The 20,823-nt window shown below is 61.8% G+C and carries 15 protein-coding genes and 1 pseudogene; 3 read left to right on the top strand and 13 right to left on the bottom strand.

Annotated features, from left to right (window positions below; all coding sequences use genetic code 11):
• Positions 1-12: 12 nt before the first annotated feature.
• Positions 13-750, bottom strand: a pseudogene (locus IDH44_RS01800) (TIGR00341 family protein); the annotation flags it as partial.
• A gap of 179 nt (positions 751-929) precedes the next feature.
• On the opposite strand from IDH44_RS01800, the gene IDH44_RS01805 reads away from it, so the two are divergent.
• The gene (locus IDH44_RS01805; RefSeq protein ID WP_190914105.1) at positions 930-2,363 is read left to right on the top strand and encodes a transposase; all 1,434 of its coding nucleotides are present in this window, start codon (positions 930-932) and stop codon (positions 2,361-2,363) included.
• A 13-nt stretch (positions 2,364-2,376) separates the two neighbouring features.
• Here IDH44_RS01805 and IDH44_RS01810 read toward each other — a convergent pair whose 3' ends face one another.
• The 3 genes from IDH44_RS01810 to IDH44_RS01820 all read right to left on the bottom strand — a co-directional run bounded on the left by IDH44_RS01810 (position 2,377) and on the right by IDH44_RS01820 (position 5,753).
• Positions 2,377-2,670, bottom strand: coding sequence for a hypothetical protein (locus IDH44_RS01810; protein ID WP_190914107.1), 294 nt, complete (start codon positions 2,668-2,670; stop codon positions 2,377-2,379).
• Between the two features lie 64 nt (positions 2,671-2,734).
• On the bottom strand, positions 2,735-4,192 hold the full coding sequence (locus tag IDH44_RS01815) for a sulfatase (protein ID WP_190914109.1): 1,458 nt from the start codon (positions 4,190-4,192) through the stop codon (positions 2,735-2,737).
• A 76-nt stretch (positions 4,193-4,268) separates the two neighbouring features.
• A complete protein-coding gene (locus tag IDH44_RS01820; RefSeq protein WP_190914110.1) occupies positions 4,269-5,753 on the bottom strand; it encodes a sulfatase in 1,485 nt (494 codons plus the stop codon).
• Positions 5,754-5,933: 180 nt separating this feature from the next.
• On the opposite strand from IDH44_RS01820, the gene IDH44_RS01825 reads away from it, so the two are divergent.
• Positions 5,934-6,944, top strand: a complete 1,011-nt coding sequence (locus tag IDH44_RS01825) for a helix-turn-helix domain-containing protein (RefSeq protein WP_190914112.1) — start codon at positions 5,934-5,936, stop codon at positions 6,942-6,944.
• 128 nt (positions 6,945-7,072) lie between these two features.
• Here the strand turns inward: IDH44_RS01825 and IDH44_RS01830 are convergent, their stop codons facing one another.
• The 9 genes from IDH44_RS01830 to IDH44_RS01870 form a co-directional block, all read right to left on the bottom strand.
• Entirely contained in the window at positions 7,073-9,526 is a 2,454-nt protein-coding gene (locus IDH44_RS01830; protein ID WP_190914113.1) for an ATP-dependent helicase, read from the bottom strand.
• Positions 9,527-9,599: 73 nt separating this feature from the next.
• On the bottom strand, positions 9,600-10,010 hold the full coding sequence (hepT, locus tag IDH44_RS01835; protein ID WP_223869284.1) for a type VII toxin-antitoxin system HepT family RNase toxin: 411 nt from the start codon (positions 10,008-10,010) through the stop codon (positions 9,600-9,602).
• The gene (gene mntA, locus IDH44_RS01840; protein ID WP_317890089.1) at positions 9,976-10,425 is read right to left on the bottom strand and encodes a type VII toxin-antitoxin system MntA family adenylyltransferase antitoxin; all 450 of its coding nucleotides are present in this window, start codon (positions 10,423-10,425) and stop codon (positions 9,976-9,978) included. The genes hepT and mntA overlap by 35 nt, the downstream gene beginning before the upstream one ends.
• A gap of 365 nt (positions 10,426-10,790) precedes the next feature.
• Positions 10,791-11,534 carry a hypothetical protein gene (locus IDH44_RS01845; protein WP_190914115.1) on the bottom strand — a complete coding sequence of 248 codons (744 nt, stop codon included), beginning with the start codon at positions 11,532-11,534 and terminating at the stop codon, positions 10,791-10,793.
• A gap of 210 nt (positions 11,535-11,744) precedes the next feature.
• A complete protein-coding gene (locus IDH44_RS01850; RefSeq protein WP_190914117.1) occupies positions 11,745-13,358 on the bottom strand; it encodes an ABC transporter substrate-binding protein in 1,614 nt (537 codons plus the stop codon).
• A gap of 106 nt (positions 13,359-13,464) precedes the next feature.
• Positions 13,465-14,406 carry a carbohydrate ABC transporter permease gene (locus tag IDH44_RS01855; RefSeq protein ID WP_190914119.1) on the bottom strand — a complete coding sequence of 314 codons (942 nt, stop codon included), beginning with the start codon at positions 14,404-14,406 and terminating at the stop codon, positions 13,465-13,467.
• A 52-nt stretch (positions 14,407-14,458) separates the two neighbouring features.
• Positions 14,459-15,376 (bottom strand): ABC transporter permease, encoded by a 918-nt coding sequence (locus IDH44_RS01860; RefSeq protein ID WP_223869285.1) that lies wholly within the window; start codon positions 15,374-15,376, stop codon positions 14,459-14,461.
• An 821-nt stretch (positions 15,377-16,197) separates the two neighbouring features.
• Positions 16,198-17,826 carry a sensor histidine kinase gene (locus tag IDH44_RS01865; protein ID WP_190914120.1) on the bottom strand — a complete coding sequence of 543 codons (1,629 nt, stop codon included), beginning with the start codon at positions 17,824-17,826 and terminating at the stop codon, positions 16,198-16,200.
• Between the two features lie 95 nt (positions 17,827-17,921).
• Positions 17,922-19,547 carry a response regulator transcription factor gene (locus tag IDH44_RS01870; RefSeq protein ID WP_223869286.1) on the bottom strand — a complete coding sequence of 542 codons (1,626 nt, stop codon included), beginning with the start codon at positions 19,545-19,547 and terminating at the stop codon, positions 17,922-17,924.
• Positions 19,548-19,850: 303 nt separating this feature from the next.
• On the opposite strand from IDH44_RS01870, the gene IDH44_RS01875 reads away from it, so the two are divergent.
• A complete protein-coding gene (locus tag IDH44_RS01875) occupies positions 19,851-20,624 on the top strand; it encodes a sugar phosphate isomerase/epimerase family protein (protein WP_190914121.1) in 774 nt (257 codons plus the stop codon).
• Positions 20,625-20,823 lie beyond the last annotated feature (199 nt).

Raw genomic sequence — 20,823 nt, forward strand, 5'->3', positions numbered from 1 at the left:
TCGTCGATCTGACTAAGGCGCGGACAATATAAAAAACGGCTTGCTGTAGATCACAGCAATGGTCAACAGCACCACAAGCGTGGCAATCAGCATGAGGCTTACCTTCCTAGAATTCTCCGCCCGCTTGATCTCCTCGTAGCCTACGGGTGTAATCCCGGAAATGGAGAATGTCACAATACCTGCCAGAAGAATAGAGGTAATGTTCACCAGCAGCAGCAGCGCGGCCCCGAAGACATAGCTCCAGGACACCATCGTGATGGAGATCCCCAGCACGAGGGTCGGAGGCAGCAAGGCCACCGCCACCATCACCCCTACCAAAGAACTGGGCACCCTTCTCAAATAGGAAAGCGCCCCGGCAGCTCCGGATGCAAGCGCAAGCACAATATCCCACACATCGACCCTCGTGCGTGCATAAAACTTGTCATTGGCAATCGGGGTATGCAGGAACATTCCGAACAAGACCGCAATGGCAAGCGTTAACACGATGCCCTTGATCACAGTCAGAATCGATTGCTTCACTAGCGGAAAATCACCCAGAATGGAGGAGAACGCCAGCGCAATCACCGGACCCAGCAGCGGCGCAATGACCATGCCGCCGATAATAATGTAAGAACTGTCCCGGATCAGGCCCGCCATAACGACCACAGACGACAGAATGATGAACAGCAGGTAGGTGAGATCGGATTTGCTGTTCCCTTCAATCTGCAGGTACAGCTCATGGCGGCTCGCCCGTTGCAGCTTCAATTGTTTCTCTTCTTCTTTCTCCTCCTGGACAGTGAAAAGTTCTCTTCAAAAAATCGTCACATAGTAAAATAACCCAATCAAGCAAATCCATGATATCCTAAGGTTCCTACACCGGAAAGGAGATCAGATCGCAAGAAAGGGTTACGTTGTAAGTTTACCCGATTTCATCACGATCGAACAAGCCCATGTTGAAATTTATAGATGAAGCCCTGTCTACATTCCGTCCCTGCTTTTCCCGAAAGGCCGCTTACGAGTGGTTTGTTGTGATCGTCGTCGGCCTCATGGTTCGAACGGATCATTGGGGACTCACGGCCATCGTTCGTGGATTGGCCTTGGCCCCGCGCCACTATGAATCCATGGTTCATTTCTTTCGCTCTACCGCTTGGTCGCTCGAAGCCCTTCGGCTCGCCTGGTTCAAAGTCGTAGGCCGCATGGCTCCACTGCTCTACGTGCGAGGGCGCGTCGTCCTTGTCGGCGACGGGATGAAGCAAGCCAAGGAAGGACGGCGAATGCCGGGTGTGAAGAAGCTGCATCAGGAATCCGAAAACTCGTCCAAAGGCGAGTATATCTTTGGCCATCTGTTCGGCGCGATTGGCATTCTGGCCGGCACGCCCATCAAATGGTTCTGCTTGCCGTTGTTCATGAACCTGCAAGACGGAGTCAAAACCATCTTCGGCTGGGACGCTTCGTCCGAAGAACGTCAAGATTCCCATGTCGTGCAAATGATCGATCAAGCGTTTGCCGCCGCCCATTCGTTGGGGCCAGCGCTGCTGTTGCTTGATCGCTATTTCCTGTCTATTCCTGCTCTCCAGCGTTTGAACGAAGGCAACGATACAGGCGAGAGCAATATGCATATGGTAACCAAGGCTAAAATGAATGTCGTCGCCTACGAGCAACCGGTCCGTAAATCCGGTCGGGGACGTCCGCCCAAGAAGGGAAAGGTGCTCAAGCTCGCCGAGTTGTTTCACACGCGGGCAGCCGAGTTCCAGTCGGTTAAGGTGACGATCTACGGCAAGGAAGAAACCGTGTCCTGTCTCTGCCTGGACTTGCTGTGGGGGCAAGGTCTTTACCAAGAGCTTCGCTTTGTACTGGTTAAACAAGGCGACCGCCATTCGATTCTCGTCAGTACCGATCGGTCCCTGGAGGCGGTGGAAATCATCACGCTGTATGGGTATCGATTCAAGATCGAATGCACCTTTCGCGAAATGAAACAGGTGATCGGTGCTTTCGGCTATCGCTTCTGGAGCCCATCCATGCCGAAGCTGAAACGCTATTTACGCAAAGGCGAGTCGCATCCGTTGGAGCAGGTGACGAGTGAACCGGATCGAAAGCGAATTCGGCAAACCCTGCAAGCGATTGAAGGTTTTGTCATGTGTAGTGTCATCGCGACAGGACTTATTCAACTGATTGCCCTTCGTTTTTCCGGCCTGACTCCCGCGCTGTTCGTTCGGTATCTTCGCACGCCTTCCAAAGCGATTGTCTCGGAAGCGACTGTGACGGCTCATCTGCAGCAGTCCATTTTTCGGTTGTTTGCCCGAAACAAGCAACTTTCGCTAACCCAAATTATTCGTTCCAAGCAAGATTTGCCCTCTACTAACGCAGATTTACGGGCTTCTTAAGGCTGAAAACTTTTCACTGTCCAGTCTCCTCATTTTCCTGATCTTCTTTCGACTCCACATTTTTGCGATTAATGAACGAATGCACCGGCAGCAGCATGACTTCGAGCCCGTCGATCAGCTTCGCCGCTTGCTCCAGGTAGTTCAGAATCTCTTCGGCATCCTTTGTTTTGACGAGCATGCGCACGAACGTCGAGGCCTCCGACTGTTCCGTGCACCAGTACGATTCCAGCTCGAACGTTTGCAGCTTTTCATCCATTTTGGGGAAGTGCTTTTTGGGAATGTATGCTTCGATCAATTGGAGCGACAAGGCTTTCCACCTTTCCTTCTGCCTGACCTGAATGCAACCATTATAACAGCATTCCCCAAAAAATTCAGAACAGCCCAACCCGCGCATATTGCCAATCCGGAGCCTGGTAGCGCGCCATCAGCTCGCGCAGCTTGGCCTCGTACCGGCGGTGCAGCTCCGTGTCCGCGAGCGGCGCCGACTGCTCCGGGTCCCGCTGCAGATCATGCAGCAGATGCCCCGGCGTCGCACCGTGATGCTGATGCGACGACCTGGCCATGCGGTACACGGGCATGTCCGTCTGCGGCAGGAAGCGACCGACCTCGCAGTCCGCATACGCCGCCCCGCGGCTCCCCGAGCGATCCGGGATCGCCGTATGATGATAGGCCGTGCTGCCGGGCAGCGGCTTGCGGCAGTACGTATAGCGACCGTCGGTGAGACTGATATCCTTGCCGAAGTAGCCGTACAGCACCGCATCGTGATGCGCGCCGTCGCGCGCAAACAGCGGCGCCAGCGAGCGGCCGTGCACATGCTCGGACGGCGCGGCTCCGTGCAGCTCCAGCAGGGTCGGCATGATGTCCATCGTTGCCGTCAACGCGCCGATCCGGCCGCCGTTCATCGCCGCGCCGGGGACATAGGCAATCATCGGAATATGCACGAGCCGCTGGTAGTCGAACATATAGTTCTTGGCCCAGTACCCGTGCTCGCCGAGCAGATGGCCGTGGTCCGTCGTCAGGATGACCGCTGTGTCCCGCCACAGGTCGAGCTCGTCCATCGTATCCAGCAGGCGGCCGAGCCAGGCATCCGCCATCGTCAGCGTCCCGGCATAGCACTTGCGCATATGCGCAATCGCGGCCTCGTCGTCCTTGTCCGCATCCAGCGGCGCGTACGGCGGCCAGTCGAAGTGATACCCGCCCTCCCATGCATCGTTATACAGCTCGCGATATTTGGACGGACACATGAACGGCTCATGCGGGTCGAACACCTCGAGCTGCAGATGCCAGTTGTCCTGCTCGTGATTGCGACGCAAAAACTCGATGCCGCGCGCAAAGCACTGCGGCGTCGGGTAATCCTCGTCCCGCTCGGCATCCATGCGACTGCGGTTCACCCAGTCCTGGCGCTTGCTCTTGCCGCGGAAGGCCGGCATATCCGGCTCCGCCACGGCCGGATGCCACGGGTCCCCCTCCTGCCCGCGCAGGAATTCCCAGGTGTCGAACGGCGTATGGTAGCCCCAGCCCTTCTGCTCGAAGTAATGGTAGTGATCGGTAATCAGATGGCTGTAGACGCCGGATTGACGGCGGAGCTCTTCCGGGTACGCCTCGTCGTACGGCTGCAGCGGGCACCACTGCGACTCCATGAAGTTGAGCCGACCTGTCATCAGCTCGCGGCGCGCCGGCATGCACGGCAGCGAGCCGCTATAATGGCGGTCGAATACGATGCCGCGGGCCGCCAGGCGATCGAGATTGGGCGTCTGCACCCAGCCTTGGCCGTAGCAATCGAGGTAATGGCGATTCAGCGAGTCCATCAGGATGAAGATTGTTTTCATCGTATTCCTCCCCCTTGTCCGATCCAGTCCTGTGTTTCGATCCAGTCGTCTATGCTGTAACGGTCACCAGCGACGCTTAGCGCCTTGATTGGCAAGTCAAGCCCAGCCGCTCATACTGCTCGGCTGGCGCATCATGCTGCCGCATCAACCCGATGATCGCTTCCCGCAGCCTCGCTTCCACTGCCGGATCGCGCAGCGGCTGCAACTGCTCCGGATCGCGCGACACATCGAACAACATCGTCTCGCAGTCCTGTACATCCCGGCTCGGGGCCGACACCGGCACGCGCAGCAGCGGCACGCCCTTGGTGAACGCGAACGGGCGGCTCAGCTCGGCGCCCCGCAGCTCCTCCACCGCGAAGCGGCTCCGCATATGCGTCGGCATCAGCGTGTAGTTGCTGAGCGGCCCTCGGTCCGCGCGCACTGGAGCGAGCATGTACACATACGTGCCGTCGGTGCAATTGACGTGGCCGCCGTGAATGCCGAACAGCGCCGCCTCGCGCACCGGCGCATCCGCAGCGATCGTCTCCCGCAGCGCGTATCCGGTCATGTCCGGCGGCACCTCCGCGCCGAAGTACTCGAGCAGCGTCGGCGCCAGATCGATCGTCTGCACGAGGCTGTCCCGTCGCACGCCGCGCGCGCCGCTGCGCGGGTCCCAGATGAACAGCGGGATATGGGCCACCTCCTGGTAGAACGGCTGCACGCACTTGGCCCACCAGTCGTGCTCGCCGAGCAGGAAGCCGTGATCCGTATTGACGATCAGCATCGTATCCTCCCACAGCCCGTGCCGGTCCATCAGGTCGAGCACCCTCCCCAGATAAGCGTCGCACATGCTGAGCAGCGCCGCGTACTCGCAGCGCAGATGCTCGATCTCGCCGCGCGTCTGCGACGTGCGCGTGTAGGTCGGCCAGTCGAACGGCTGCCCGTCGTAGATATGCGGGTACAATTGCCGGTAGCGCTCCGGCGCATGGAACGGCTCATGCGGATCGAAGGTCTCCAGCTGCAGGAACCAGTCGTCGCGCGCGCGGTTCGTCTCAATGAACGAGAGGCCCGCCTCGAAGGTGCGCGCCTGCGGGAAGTCCGCCTCCTCGCGAATCGCCTGCCGGTTGATCCAGTCCTGACGGTACATCCGGTCTCCCTCGCCGCCGCGCATCACCTGCTGCGGCAGCTCGATCTCCCCGGCGATGCCCCGCCAGGGATCGCCCTCCTGACCTCGAATCAGCTCGAATGAGTCGTAGCGCGTATGGTAGGTCGCGCCGCCGTCCTCCCAGTAATGCTGGTGGTCGGTCGCGAGATGCGTATAGACACCCTGGCGCCGCAGCAGCTCGGGCAGCGAATCGTCGAACGGCTCCAGCGGCCCCCAGCTGCGATGCAGGAAATTGTAGCGGCCCGTATGCAGCTCCCGGCGCGCCGGCATGCACGGCATGCTGCCGACATAGCAGCGGTCGAACACCGCCGTACGCGACGCCAAGCGGCTGAAGTTCGGCAGCTGTGTCCAATCGCAGCCATAGGGCGGCAGCATCCGTCGGTTCAAGGTATCAAACATGATCATAATCGCTTTCATAATCGCCAGCCTCCCAGACGAGCGGATCGAGGCGAGTCGATGCTCGTGGATATGCGATGCTCATTCATTGACCATCCTCTCCACCATACTGCAGCCACAGTGTTCCTACTAGCGGCAAAGCAATGCTAAAATAGGAAAAAACGAGGATGATGCGCAAATGCGCAAGAAGGAGCGTCTGAAATGCGCGTAACTGGAAGCAACCCGCAGCTGCTCGACCCCGCGCTGCTCGAGCTGCGCTTCGCCATGGAATGGGAGCGCGCTCATGACTGGAACGCCCCCGGCTTCAGCAATCCCTATCCGACGATATGGTACATGCTGGAGGGCGAGCGAACGCTGTGCTATCAGGCGCGCGCCTTGCGCCTGCGTCCTGGAGATCTGGTCGTGATTCCGCCGGATACACGCTTCACGACGCAGCAATCAGATGGCAAGAAGGAGCCGGTGCATTACTTGTCGATCTGCTTGTCCGCCCATCTGCACGGGCTCGACTGGACCGCCTTGTACGGGGTGCCTGCGCAGTGCCGGCTCGCCGACGCCCCCGGTGCCCCGGCGTTCGTGGTCCGCTGGCGTGCACTGGCACGCTTGTGGAGCGAAGCCGGCGCAATGGCTGCCAGGCCGCCCGAACCGGGTCAGGCGACCGCCTCGCCCACGCTGGACGAGCCGCGTCGGGCTCCTCTCGCAACCACACTGGACGAGCCATGGCACGGGCCGGACAACGACGGTCAGGTGAATGGCACGGGCCGCTCGGATGCGCTCGCCGCCGCTCCGGCCGCGCTGGCGCTGCGGCTCGGCGGCGAGAGCCGGCTCTGGCTGGCCGACGCCCTCGCGCTGCTCGAGCCGCACATGGCCAGCCCTCGGCCGGCCGTCGATATACGGGTCCTGCTGGCATGCGCCTACATCCGCCGGCATTACGCCCGCCCGCTGCCCGTGCCGGAGCTGGCCCGGCAGGTGCATGTCACGCCCGGCCACCTGCGCACCTTGTTCCGGCAGACGCTCGGCTTGTCACCGCAGACTTATGTGCAGCAGACCCGCATGCAAAAAGCCAAGGAACTGCTGCTCGGCTCCGAGCATTCCCTGGCTGAGATTGCCGTTCGCGTCGGTTACCGCGAATACGGTCACTTCCTCAAGTTGTTTCGTCAAAGTGCCGGCTGCGCCCCTTCACACTATCGCAAGCACACGATGACCGAGCGCTAAGACGCGCTGACCCGTGGTGTCCGTAACAGTTGCCACAAGCGCCTGTTGTCCCGCTCCAGCTGCCGCACGAGCTTGTCTGCCTGCTTGTCTACTCGTGCTTGTCTGCACACGCGCGCTTGCCCGCGGCATCAGCCCGGCTCCAGCAAGCCGCCCTTGAGACAGGCGGCCAGCGAGAGCGCCTTCTCCCCGTCGCCGAAGGCGATGCGTACGCGCTCCCCGGTGAGCCGCACGATCGTGCCGGCGCCGAAGACGCGGTGCCGGACGCGCGCGCCCTCGACAAGCTGCCCCGGCTCTCGGTAAGCATGCGGCGAGCGCGGCGAGCGTCCTTGCTCCTGTACCGAGCTCGCCGGCAGAGGCCGCGCCAGCCGCGTGGACCCGGACGCCGGGCGCTGCGGCACGGACGGGGCCGCAGCGCCGCTCTCCTCGTCACGCCTCGCTCCCGTGCCCGATCTCCCCTCCGTCTTGCCCCGCCCCCGCTTCCTCCGGCCAGACTTGGCCGTGCGCGCAGCGGGCTGTCGCCCGGATGATCCCTCATCGCCGCGCGGCTGCAGGATGTCCCGCACCGCGGCGACGAACGGCGATTCCGCAGCCCGCTCGCCGCCGCGCATGCGGTAGCTGAGCAGCTCGAGCCGCCGCTGGGCCCGCGTCATGCCGACGTAGAAGAGCCGCGCCGCCTCCTCCAGCGGCTCCGGTCCGCCGGGCTGCGGCTTGCGGTCTTCGGCCGACGGCAGGATGCCATCGGCCAGGTCGATCATATAGACTCGCTCGAACTCCAGCCCCTTGGCGCTGTGCAGGGTCGACAGCGTCACGCCCCGCCGCCTCCGGCCGTGTGCCGTAGCCGAGGACCGCGACACTTCCTCCAGGTGCCCCAGCCGCAGGGCGAAGTCGGTCATCGTCTCGAGCGGCCGGGCAATCTCCTCGAGGATCTCCAGGATGCCGAGCAACTGCTCCTTGCGGAAGCCAAGACGCTCGCTTATCCGCTCCAGCGTCTTGTCGTAGCCGAGCCGCTGGCGGATGACTGCGATGGCAGGCTCCGGCGGCATCCCTCGCATCTCTCGCAGCACGTCGCGGATCTGCGCGATTCGCTCCGCCTGATAGTCCTGCAGCCCGCCGCTCGCCAGCAGTCTGTCGAACACCGAGCCCTCCCCGTCCCGAGCCAGCACCGCCTCCACCTGTTGCTTGCTCAGATACGCGCCGAGCTTGGCATACAGCTTCTCCAGCAGCGCCGGGCGGCGATCGGTGAAGGTCATCCGCATGAAGTTCAGCACATCCTCCACGACCCAGTGCCTGAAGAAGCGGTGATCCGCATCGCGCATCGTGAGCGGAATCTTCGCCAGATCGAGCGCGTTGAGGAGCGCGATCGACGAAGCGTTGTTGCGATACAGCACCGCCGCCCGCTCCGGTCGCTCCATACGCTGCAGCTCGCGCACGACATAGGCGGTCTGATCGCTGTAATCGGCGAAGCGGCGCAGCACGATCGGCTCGCCGGGCGGATTCGCAGTATGCATGTTTTTCGGATAGCGATTGCGGTTGCGCCGGATGAAGACGTTGGCCGGGCTGACGATATCCGGGCTGGAGCGGTAGTTCTGCTCCATATACAGCACCTTCGCCTCCGGGTAGTGCCGCCGGAAGTCCAGCAGATATGCCGGATCGGCGCCGCGCCAGCTGTAGATCGACTGGTCGTCGTCGGCGACGACGCACAGATTGCGGTGCCGCGCCGCCAGCATGGCGATCAGCGTGTGCTGCACGAGCGACGTGTCCTGGCTCTCGTCGGCCAGGATATAATCGTACTTGCGCTGGTACGCTTCCAGCAGCTCCTCGTCCTCGGCCAGCAGCTCTTGGGCCAGCGTCAGCATGTCGTCATAGTCGAGCAGCCGCTGCGGCTGGCCGGAGCGCTTGAATGCCTCGTAAGCTTCCAGCAGGGGCGCCGCCTGCCGGACCTCGCACGGCACCTCCGGCCACTCGGCCTGAGGAAGCATGCGGTTTTTGACATAGCTGATGTAGGTCGTCAACGCTTCGTACTGCTCGTCCGTCAGCGTCTCGCGCCGAAGCTGCTGGTACAGCTGACGCAGAATCGTCTTCTTGTGCAGGCGTTCTGCGGATGCGTCGGCGGCCCCGCCTGCCCCCTCCATGCGTCCCTCGATGATCGTATACGGCGTGCCCCGATAGCGCAGCCGATTGCGCACGACCTCGTAGGCGAAGCTGTGGATCGTGGAGAAGTCGACCGGCGGCAGATCCGGGCAGAGCTCGCCGTAGCGTCGCTTCATATCGGCCGCTGCGGCGCGGCTGAACGTGACAGCCTTGATGCGCGCCGGCTCGATGCCGCGCTCGCGGATCAGCGCACCGATCCGCAGGATCATCGTCGTCGTCTTGCCCGAGCCCGGCGAGGCCAGCACGAGCAGCGGGCCTTCCGCATGCGCGATGACCTGGCGCTGCACCGCGTTGAGCGCGAGCGCCCGGCCGGTTGTCGGGGTGCCTTCGCCCCTGGCGGCTCCGTCCGCCTCAGCCGTCGCGGCTGCCTCGTATGCGGCGTTCGATTTCGATTCGGCGGCCGATCCCGCTATTGGCTTGTCCGATTCCATCACGACCGCCTCCCCGGTACTGGGTATTGCCGATTGGAGTTGCCCTCACAGCTCCTCACAGCGTCCCGAATTCTTATGCTTCCATTAGATACGCTTGGATTTGCTCTGCAAATTGCCGGCAATCCTCCAGATGATGCGCAACGATTTTTTTAACGATCTCCATATTCACAGCCTGGTAGTCGTGAACTGCAATATTCCGGAAGCCGACCATTGCTTTCATCCGCTTGCTCTGTTCCTCATCCAGCGCGCGATGGGTCTGCAGCAGGTCGAATGCATCCCGACTGCTTTGCGGGACCCCGAAATTTCTTTTCGCTACGGCATGCATCGCCAAATCGATGCACGCCTCGCAGACGCGTTGAATATTCAAAATGATCGAGTCCTGCTTCGTCATATTGTGGAGATTGCGATCATCTCCAGCATATTCTTCTTCAATTCTGGCGATACAACGGTCAATAATGGCCATCTTGTTGATCAGCACATCCATTTGCAGCGCCCTCCTTTATAAATCCTCTACGCACCAGAATTTCGTGCCGTTCCTCGTTGAGCATGGCATAAGCCTTGAGCGCTTGCATGAATAAATAGGACCGCCGTGTCGGATCTTCGTCCAGCAGTAATTCCCCGCTGCCGACGACTTGCGCCTGAAACACCGTGCTTGCCTGAAGGAATTCCACCAAATCCACATCGCGCTTCAAACAATCGGCAACCTGGGCCGCCACTTCAAACACCCGATACGGCGTATGCGCGCCTTCCGAAATAAAAGCAAGGTCCACGTCGCTGTCCGCACGCATGCGCCCCTTAGCTGCAGAACCGAACAGGATGACGCAACATGCACCGAGCTCACGGGCGACAATGGCCGCCGCATTCCGTTTGTCTTGCTCCGTCAGTTGCCGTGCGAGCACGACCCACACCGCCTCTCTCGTGCCGCTGCCCGGACAACGTAAGTCGGCCGGAGCAAGGGCAACCGTGTATTGTTTCCAGTATAACACGAGACAGACTTGACGAAACCTCACTTTGCTTCTCTTAGCGACGCCGCATGCGCCAGCGATCTAACCGTTGCGGCACATGCTTCGCAATGCATGGCATACGTTGAACCCAGCCCAATCAGCACTGTTCGCTAACCTTGGACCCGTCCAGGTCTGCGCTTTTGCTAACGCATTCCCACGCACACGAATAGCCATCCCATATACGGATGGCTTGGAGGCCCCTTGGCCGACAGGGGCATGTCTGCTGTACGCTTGCGAGCTCGACCATGATCCGCCCGGGGTCAGGCACGCGCCAGCTCGACCGTGATCCGCCGCGGGCGGCCGTCCAGCTGCAGGCGCAGGAACAGCAGCTCGCCGCCGATCATATGCGCCTCCGTGTCCTTCGGACAAGCGGACACCGCATAGCCGGTCAGCTCGTCCCAGTAGGCCAGGCCGTACGGTCCCGGCCGCGCGTGCCCGAGCTCGTACGTCAGCCGGATAAGCGAGTCGGTCTTCTCGTAGTCGTGGACGAAGACCGGAATGGGCGGCTCGCTGTAATCGTCGCTCGCGCCGGTCTTGCCGACGTAGCTGCGATACAGGCGCGGCGTGCATTCGCCCTTGACGAAGGCCAGCTGGCAGTCGCGGTCGTAGTAGAGGAACGCATCCGGCCACGGACCGGCTCCCGCGCCGCCCATCGTCATCGTGTACTCCGCTACCTGCGGACGCACCTCGGTGTCCCGCGTCAGCATGTAGACCGGAGCGGTCGCCGCGTTGCGCGCATGATAGCGCTCGACCGCATCCGGCAGCGTCGTCAGCGTGATCGGATACGACGTGATATGGGCGAAGAACAGATCCAGCATGCCCGCGCACGCCTCCACGTGATCGGCCGGGAATACCGCGAAGCGCTCGGTGTGCTCCATCTCGTGCGCTTCTTGCTGCTGCAGGAAGAAGACCTGATCGTTGTGCGCCGTGTTGGCCAGATAGTCGCGGAACAGATTGCGCCAGTATTCGATATCCGTCCCGCTGCAGAGGCCGGCGCGCAGCACATCGTTGGGGTCGGTCGAGTAGATGCACGGATTGCCGGTATGATAGGTCTGATTCAGATCCCGCGCCGTCCACTCGCACGCGACGCTCTGCCCCCTGTCCGGGTGCGGCGCCTTGTAGCGGGCGCTATCGACGTACCAGGAGCCCCAGGGGAGAAACAGCCGCGGCCGTCAGACGGCCGCGGACAGAATGCCTTGCAATCGATGCGGCGCTTACTTCTCCGCCAGGAAGGCGTCAACCTGCGCCTGAATTTCGGCGCGCACCTTCTCGATGCCCGCCAATTCAAACTTGCGGTTGCGCTCGTCCAGCAGCTCGGACGGGTTAGCGATGCCGCCGGTGCTGATCGCCTTGTATTCCGTCGCGATCGCTGTCAGCTGCGTCACTTCGTTCTTCACGTTGGTGTCGTCGAAGACGAAGCCCAGCAGCGGCGAGCGGGTGGCGTCCTTGTTGTACTGAATCCAGTTCGTGTACAGATCGTCCGGCTGGCCGGGCTTGAGATAGTTCAGCATCTGATTGCCCACGACCCAGAATAGCGCCGTCTTCCCATAGCCGGAGTCGGCAATCTGCTCAATGCGGTTGTCGCCGACCTTTTTGTAATGCACGTCCTCGATGCCGTGGACCAGCAGGTTGACGACATAGGGGTCGGTATGCAAGTAGTTGAGCACCATCATCGCGCGATCCGGGTCCTTCGACGTATGGGAGATCGAGAACATCGAGCCCGTCGCCAGATCGGTCGTGACGATCGGCTCGTCGATCACCTGCGAGACATATTCGTACTCGTTGTTGGTCGAGTTGGACATTTCAATGTCCGTGCCCGGCTTCCACACCGTGCGCTGCAGCCACATTTTGCCCTGGCGCTGCACATCCGACACAGCCGTCTCGGACGTCGCCGCATCGCCGTTGGTGTAGCCCTTCTCGTAGAAGTCGCGGTACAGCTCGAATTCAGTCTCGTTGAGCTTCACGATCTCCGGATCAAGAGCGGACTTGATCTCTATGCTGTCCGTCTGCGTGTAATCGAAGAAAAATGCGGCGATCTTCGCCGGTGTCGGACCGATCGGGCGATAGTTGGACCGCGACTCGTACATGATGCCGTCGCCGCCGCCGCCGGTCACGAAGTTCGGAATGATGTCCGGCTCGTTCTCCTTGATGACCTGCATCCACGGCATCAGGTCGTCGTTGACCTTGATTTCCTCGATCGGGATGTCGTACTTCTCCACGATGTCCTTGCGATACGTGAACGCCTTGCTCTGCGTGATCTCCTTGTTGGTCGGCACGGCGTACAGCTTGCCCTCGAAGCGCGGCGCTTCCAGATAGAGCGGGCTGATCGTCTCCTGGATGCCCTGGCCGTGCTCCGCCAGCAGGTCATCCAGCTCGAGGAAGGCGCCCTTGGTCACATTGGAGAAGAAGTCCAGCCACGAGGCAGTGAACACCAGGTCCATCTTCTCGCCGCTGTTCATCATCAGCTCGGTGCGCTGCTTGTACTCGCTGCCGGTGATCGGGACCAACTTGACTGTGGCGTTGATCTTTTCCTGAAAATATTCGCTGAGCTTCTCTTCCACCAGCGGCACGTCGCGCTCCGGCGTGCCGTAATAGATGATCGACACCTCGTACGGCTCCAGCTCCGCCGCATCCGCTCCGGTCGTATTCCCCTCGTCCCCGTTGTTGCCGCCTGCATTGTTGCCGCCGTTATTGCCCTCTGCGTTGTTGGCCGGGACGTTGCCCGTGTTGTTCGCAGGCGCATTGCCTCCTCCCGCGCAGGCCTGCAGCAGCAGCGCCAGCATGGCCATGACCAGCAAGAATGTCAACGTTCTCTTTCTGTGTTGCATGTGAACCCTCCTCAATATCGATGGATGATGGAATGCTATAGTACGGCCGGATCGGCCGGGACTACCGATGATTGCCGCAGACGAGCGGCCTGGCCTGCAACTCGCGCTACCCCTTGATGGCGCCGACCGTCAGGCCCTTGACGAAGTACTTCTGGAAGAACGGGTACACGATCAGGATCGGCCCCATGCCGACGACCGCCATCGCCATCTGCAGCGATTCATTGGGCAGATCGCGCAGCAGCTCCGGATTCTGTGCCGCCAGCTCGACGTTGCTGCGCAGATATTGCACGTCGTTCAGGACGCGCATCATTAAGTATTGCAGCGGGTACTTGTGCTCGCTGGTGATGAACAAGAGCGCGTTGAACCAGTCGTTCCAATAGTTAATGGTGCTAAAGAGCGCCATCGTCGCCATCACCGGCAGCGACAGCGGCAGCACGATGCGGAAGAAGATGCGCAGCTCGCCCGCTCCGTCGATCCGCGCCGACTCGATCAGCGCGGGGTGAATCGTCGTCTGGAAGAAGGTGCGCATGATGATGACGTTGAACGGCACGATCAGCAGCGGCAGGATCAGCGCCATGTACTGGTCCTTCAGGCCGAGCAGCTGCGTGTAGACGAGATAACGGCTGACGACGCCGCCGTTGAACAGCATCGTGAAGAACAGGAAAAACGTGAAGGCGTGCCGATACGGATAATCTCCTCGCGAGATCGGGTAGGCGAACAGCGCCATCAGGACGACGCTGAGCGCCGTGCCGGCGATCGTCACGCCGATGCTGACGGCATACCCCCCGGCGACCGTGCCGTAATCCTTGAAGATCGACGTGTAGGCGATCAGCGAGAATTGCTCGGGCCAGAAGCTGTAGCCGTTTTTCAAAATTGCGTCGCCGTGCGTGAACGACACCAGGATGACGAGCACTACCGGCATCAGGCAGGCGAGCGACACGATGAGAAAGGCTGCGTTGAGAAGCGCGCCGGAGAGCGGCGACAGCGTATTTTCTCTACGGCTCGCGCGGGTCCTCGGCCTCGCGCGGTTGTTCAAGCTTGTGCTCATGTTAACGGACTCCCTTCTGGGCGGGCTGCGAAGGCGTGTATGCTTACAGGCCCTAGAACAGCGCCTGCTCCGGATTGATTCTGCGCACCGTCCAGTTGGTCAGGATGACCATGATGAAGCCGACCACCGATTGGACGAGCGCCGCCGCCGAGGACATGCCGATATCGTTCATCTTCATCAGTGAACGGTAGACGTACGTGTCGACGACGTCGGTCACCGGATAAAGCGCCCCCGAATCCTGCGGCACCTGGTAGAAGAGCCCGAAGTCGGCGTTGAAAATGCTGCCCATCGAAAGGATCGTCATGATGATGATGATCGCCTGGATGGACGGCAGTGTGATGTGGATCGTCTGCTTCCACTTGGACGCCCCGTCGATGACCGCCGCCTCGTAGTATTCGGGGTCGATGCCCGCGATCGCCGCAATATAGATGACCGCCCCGATGCCGACGCCCTTCCAGGCGTTGACGAGCACGAGGATGTACGGCCAGTAGCCCTTCTCCGTGTACCAGTAGATCGCGTCCTCGCCCAGCCAGCGCAGCACCGTCGCGTTGACGAAGCCGTGCTCGGGGTGCAGGAAGGCGTACACCAGGTAGCTCACGACGACCATCGACAGGAAGTGGGGCAGGATGATCAGGCTCTGATAGCCCCTCGCCAGCCAGCGCTTGCGCAGCTCGTTGACTCCGACTGCGAATGCAACCGAGGCCACGAGATTGACGACCATGAAGACGAGGCTGTACAGGATCGTGTTGCGGGTGATCCGCACGAGCGACCCCGACGAGAACAAGAAGTCGAAGTTGTCCAGTCCGACCCATGGACTTCGCCAGATGCCGTCGATGTAATTAATGTTTTTGAATGCGATGAACACGCCGAACATCGGCAGGTAGCTGTGCAGGATGATGACGATCGTCGTCGGCAACAGCATCAGGGTCAGGTAGCGGTATTTCCACAACCGATGCATCGCTTGGCTCATGAAGCTCACTTCCTCTCTCTGCTGCTTCCAGTATAGAGCGGATGCGCTTCCAATTCGATGATCTATTGCGGGAAGAGGGTGATGTAAAATGGGGCAGGGGCGCGCCGGCCCTTCCGGTCCGCAGCACGGATCGGCCATGCGATGCAGCGGCGCAATGCAATGGTCGCCTGCGGCCTTGGTTGTGGTCCATCCGGCACCCGCTGCGATGCTTGCAGTGATCGGGCAGCGTTGGCACTGCGGTTTGGTCCGCGATCCGGCGGGCAGACAGCCTGCGACCCGCATGCCAGGCCATTCGCCAACTGCAAAAGTGCAGTTCAAATCCCCGCTTTTCTTCAATTGGCGGAACCAAATGTAAAAGTGCAGTTCATTTGCACCAAATCGTCCCATTCTCGCGATTTTGGCCAAAACAACTGCACTTTTGCATTTCAAATTGAATTTCCGCCGGAATTATGCCAAAACAACTGCACATTTACATTTCACGCGATACTCCAAATTTCACGCCACACGCCCACGCTTCTTCGTCGGCCGGGTACCAATGGTTCAACGGTTCAGCGCTTCGTCGACCGGATACCAACGGTCCAACGGTTCAGCGCTCCGTCGAACGCTACCAATGCCGTGCAACGGTTCAGCGCCCCCGGCTGTTGAGTAGTTTCCGCCAATCTGACATTTGCTGACCCGGGGCATCTGCCCCGGGGGTGTGCCGCAATTCGCCGGGTGGCCGGGCCCGACCACGCCGCGCCGCTTGTGAGGGCTCCGCCGCATGGCCTGGCGGAGCCTTGGCCAGACTCCTCACGCAGAAGCCGCAAGCAATCCCGGCTCCCTCACGACTCGCGGCGCAGCGGCAGCCGCAGCACGGCGCGCAGGCCGCCGCCCTCGCGCGGCTCGTAGTGCAGCCCGTAACCGTCCCCGAAGTGCAGCTGCACGCGCTGATGGACATTGCGGATGCCGTAGCCCCGCCCCTCCTCCTCGCCGCTGACGATCCGCGCCAGCCGCTCCAGGTCGACCGGGAGGAAGCCGTTGTCCTCGACGATCAGCCGCAGCTCGCCGTCCTGCTCATGCGCTCGCACCTCGATCAGGCCTTCGCCGTCCATGCCGCTGACCGCGTGGAAGATCGCGTTCTCGACGAGCGGCTGCAGGATCACCTTCGGCGTCAGCTGATCGAGCACCCGCTCGTCGATTGTCCAGCGCGCCTCGAAGGCGTCCGGGTACCGCTTCATCTGCAGCCGCGTGTACGCCTGCGCATGCTCGAGCTCCTCGCCGACGGTGATGACCGCCTTGCCCTTGCTGAGGCCGATGCGCAGCAGCCGCGAGAGGTCCTTGACCATATCGCCGACGTCGGTGTTGCCGCTGTCCAGCGCATACCAGTAGATCGAGTCGAGCGTGTTGTACAGCAGATGCGGCGTGATCTGCGAATGCAGCATCGCCAGCTCGTATTCCTTCTGCTTGATCTGCATGCCGTAGTTCTCCTCGATCGTATGATCGAGCCGGTTCGTCATCTTGAGGAAGGCGCCGTACAACAAGCCGAATTCGTCCGGGCGCAGGTGGCGCTGCTCGATGTCCAGCCGCTTGCCCGGCGCGTAGATCTTGGTGATCGCCACCAGATGCAGCAGCGGCTTCACGATGATGCGCACCAGATAGAGCGCGAAGATCAGCACGAGCGCCAGATAGATCGCCGACGCGACGAGCAGCGTCACCTGGAGGGCTGCCAGATTGCCCGTGATCGACGCCTCCGGAATCCGGTAGATGAGCCGCGTGCCGAAGGCCGAGACGCCTGAGTAGGCATACAGCCAGCGGCCGTCCTCCCCGCCCGTGAAGGCATAGCCCGAGACCTGCCGCGCGGCTTGCTCCGGCAGTCCCGCCCAGCTCAGCTCGGCCGATCCGAGCTGCATCAGCACTTCGTCGTCTCCATTCACCAAAAAGACCCCGGTGCCCGCCGGCAGTTGCACGCCGACCAGGTCCCGGGTAAGCAGCACCTCCAGCCTGGACACGACGAGCAGGCCGATCGTCTCGTCGTACGCCTTCGGATTAAGAATGCTGCGCATAAAGCTCACCGTCGGCGCGCCGCCGGCGTCGATCAGCCGCACGCTGGCGCCGCCGCCCTGCTCCAGCGTGCGCGCGGCCCACTCGGGGAGCGGCGCGTCGGCGCCGTAATATTTGAAGCCTCTTGGCTTGGATGACAGGTCGAAGGGCGTGCTGCGCGACTCGCGATTCTGCATATAGAGGGTGTAGGCCGTGCCGTCCGACGACCAGCGCTCCAGGATATTGTCCGCCGCCGTGATCTGGCTGAGCGTCTCAATGCCGGTCCAGAAGCGGAACTGCGCGGCATCGCTGAAGAAATGCGTGTCGAGCAGCGTAATTGTCTTGTCATTAACGGCGGATAGCGTCTTCACCAGGGTGGCGTGATTCTGGCCCACGAGCTGCAGCATCGTCTTGCCGACCTCGTCCTTCATCGAATCGGACGCGCGAGTGGCGGCGATCCAGCCGACAATCAGGAAGGGAGCGACGATCAGCAGCAGAAAGGCCAGCGCGACCTTGTACTTGAGCCTCAGGCCGATCCCCCCCGTTCCTTGCGATAATCGGCCGGACTGACGCCGACATAGCGCTTGAACATCCGACTGAAGTGCTCCGGCGATTCATAGCCGACTGCGTAGGCGATCTCGTAGCGCTTCTGGTCCGTCGTCCGCAGCAGATGCTTGGCCTCCTCGATGCGGAGCTCCGTGACGTAGTCCCACAGATTATGCCCGGTCTCGCGCTTGAACAGATAGCCCAGATGGGCGGTGCTGAAGTGCACCTCGCCGGCGATGTCCTGGATCTTGAGCGCCGGATTGCGATAGTGGCCGCGGATATAGCCGGTGATGCGGGCCAGGATCGACTCGTCCCGCGCCTGTCCGAGCGAGCGCAGCAGCTCCGCCGCTTCGCTGATGTATTCGTGCAAGCGCTTCACCCGCTCAGCCGGCGAGAGCCCGCGGAAGTAGGCATCCGGGTCGAAGCGATGCAGCTCCGCGCCGCTGTCCTGGGCGCTCCCGAGCAGCTGCGCATAGATGCGATAGACGAGCATGCCGAAGCAGCTGCTGAGCAGCTCGTCGGTCTGCCCCAGCTCGGCCAGCGGGCGGGCGATCCGCTCCGGCTGCGGGTCCTCCGGATGCAGCTTGAGGTGCTCCACATACGCGTCCACCCGCGTCATCCATTCGGCGATGCCCCGATGCTCGCGCGCCGCCACATCCGAATAGTAGAAGACCTGCTGCCCCGGATGCAGCTCGCGCCACTGCGCCGCCGCGCCCGCCTGCTCCATGAGCCGGGGCAGCATGAGCACATCCGCATGCAGCGTGCTCATCCCGACCGTCGCCTCGACATTGAGGTATTGCTTGACGTTCGTGCAGATCGTCTGTCCGATCAGATGGAGCCTCGACTGGATCTCGGCACGCTCGCCGGCGGCCTCTTGCGGACTGAGTCGGATGATGCCGACGAGCTCGTTGCCGAAGCCGTGGAAGGTCAGGCCGTTCCAGGCCTTCAGACTCTCTTCCATAATATTGACCGTGGCGTACTTGAGCAGCTTGCGGTCCTGGAGCCGCACCTCGCGGCTGCTGAAGCCGCCGCTGCTCAGATCGAGCCGCACCGAGAGCACGCCGAAGCAGTCCCCGGCCTGCCGATCGCCGAGCTCCTCGATCAGGTCGGCGTAATCCTGCCGGTCCAGATTTTCTTCGGTGACCAGCTCCAGCAGCAGCGCGCCGCGCCGGTCTGCCCCCGTCTCCTCGTCCTGCTGCCGCCTCGTTCGCTCTAGCGAGCGCTTGCCGATCGCTTCCTTCTCCTCCAGCACCGCGCGCACGACGCGCAGCAGCTCCTGCTGCTCGACCGGCTTCACCAGGTAGTCGCGGGCGCCCATCCGCAGCGATTGCTTGGCGAATTCGAATTTCTCGTGCGCGGAGATGACGATGACGGGCAGGTTCGGCTGCTCGAGCGCGATCGTCTCCATCAGCTCCAGTCCGCTCATGCGGCTCATCTGAATATCGGTGAGCACGAGATCGTACGTCTCCATGCGCAGATAGTCAATGGCTTCGAAGCCGTTCAGCGCCGTTTCCACGCACGCCAGCTCCAGGTCTGATGCCAGCAGTACATTGCGCATGCCCATCGTCACCCGCGGCTCGTCGTCCACGATCAACAGTTTGTACATCGGCCCCTCCTTGCCGGCGCGCCGGCGCCGCTTCATCCGTCCGGTAGCTATACGCCACCAGTGTAATGCAATTTCCTGCCGCTGACAATGATCGATTGCGGGGCAATCGTGATCGATCCGCGGGAATGTCTCCAGCGCCCGGACTCACGACACCGCGTGCAAGTCGCGTGCCACGCGTCCCCATGCATATCGTACGATTTGACATGGAAGGCGGTGCTGACGCCATGTTCTCGGACCGGTGCTTTCAACTACAATGTAAGCGTATTCGATTCTGCATCGAACATCGAACGGGAGGAATCAGCGATGAAATTCGGATGGTGTGCAACGTTGGAGCGGGCCGGGCAATTGGCCGCGCACGGGCTCGACTATATCGAGTGTCCGCTCTCCGGGCTGCAGCTGGAGACGGCGGAAGGGCTTGAGGCGCGCATCGCGCAAGCGGCGGCATCCCCGCTGCCGGTGCGGGCGGCCAATCTGTTCGCGCCGGCCGGGATGCTGCTCGTCGGCGAACAGCAGGATCTGGCGCGGATTCGCGCCTATGCCGAGCGGGTCGGGGAGGCGGCGCAGCGGATCGGCCTGCAGGTCGTCGTGCTCGGCAGCGGCGGCGCGCGCCGGGTGCCGGACGGCTGGGACAAGCAGCGCGCCGAGGCGCAGATGGTCGACGTGCTGGCCGAGATCGACCGGGCCTGGCGCGGCAGCGGACTGACGCTGGCGCTGGAGCCGCTGCGGCGCAAGGAGGCCAATCTGATCAACAGCGTCGCCGAAGGCGTCGCGCTGGTACGGCAGGTCGACAGTCCGATCATCCGCGTACTCGCCGACTTTTTCCATATGGACGAGGACGACGAGCCGCTCGAGACGCTGCGCGCGCACAAGGACTGGATCGCCCACATCCATATCGCCGACACCGGCCGGCGCGCCCCGGGCACGGGCAGCTATCCGTACGAACGCTTCGCGGCGCTGCTGCGCGAGATCGGCTACACCGGCATGGTGTCCGCCGAATGCGCGTGGCCGGAGACGGACGAGGAGCTGGCGGCGAGCGTCGCCTTCATGCGGCGGATGGCGGAGCCGGCAGGCGTGTAATGACTTGCAGCACCCGAAAAATGCCGCCTGTTCTTGTAGATACAGGCGGCATGTTCGATTATAGCGCTTTAAGAAAATCGATGCATTATTTAGACCAGGCTGTAATCGCGCTTTTGAATCGGAGATTCGCATTTACAATAATGAGCGCGTTCATTCATCAATCGGCTACTCGGCTACGCTACTCCCAGCCAATTTGAAC

This window comes from Paenibacillus sabuli (assembly GCF_014705605.1).
GTDB classification, from domain to species: domain Bacteria; phylum Bacillota; class Bacilli; order Paenibacillales; family Paenibacillaceae; genus Paenibacillus_D; species Paenibacillus_D sabuli.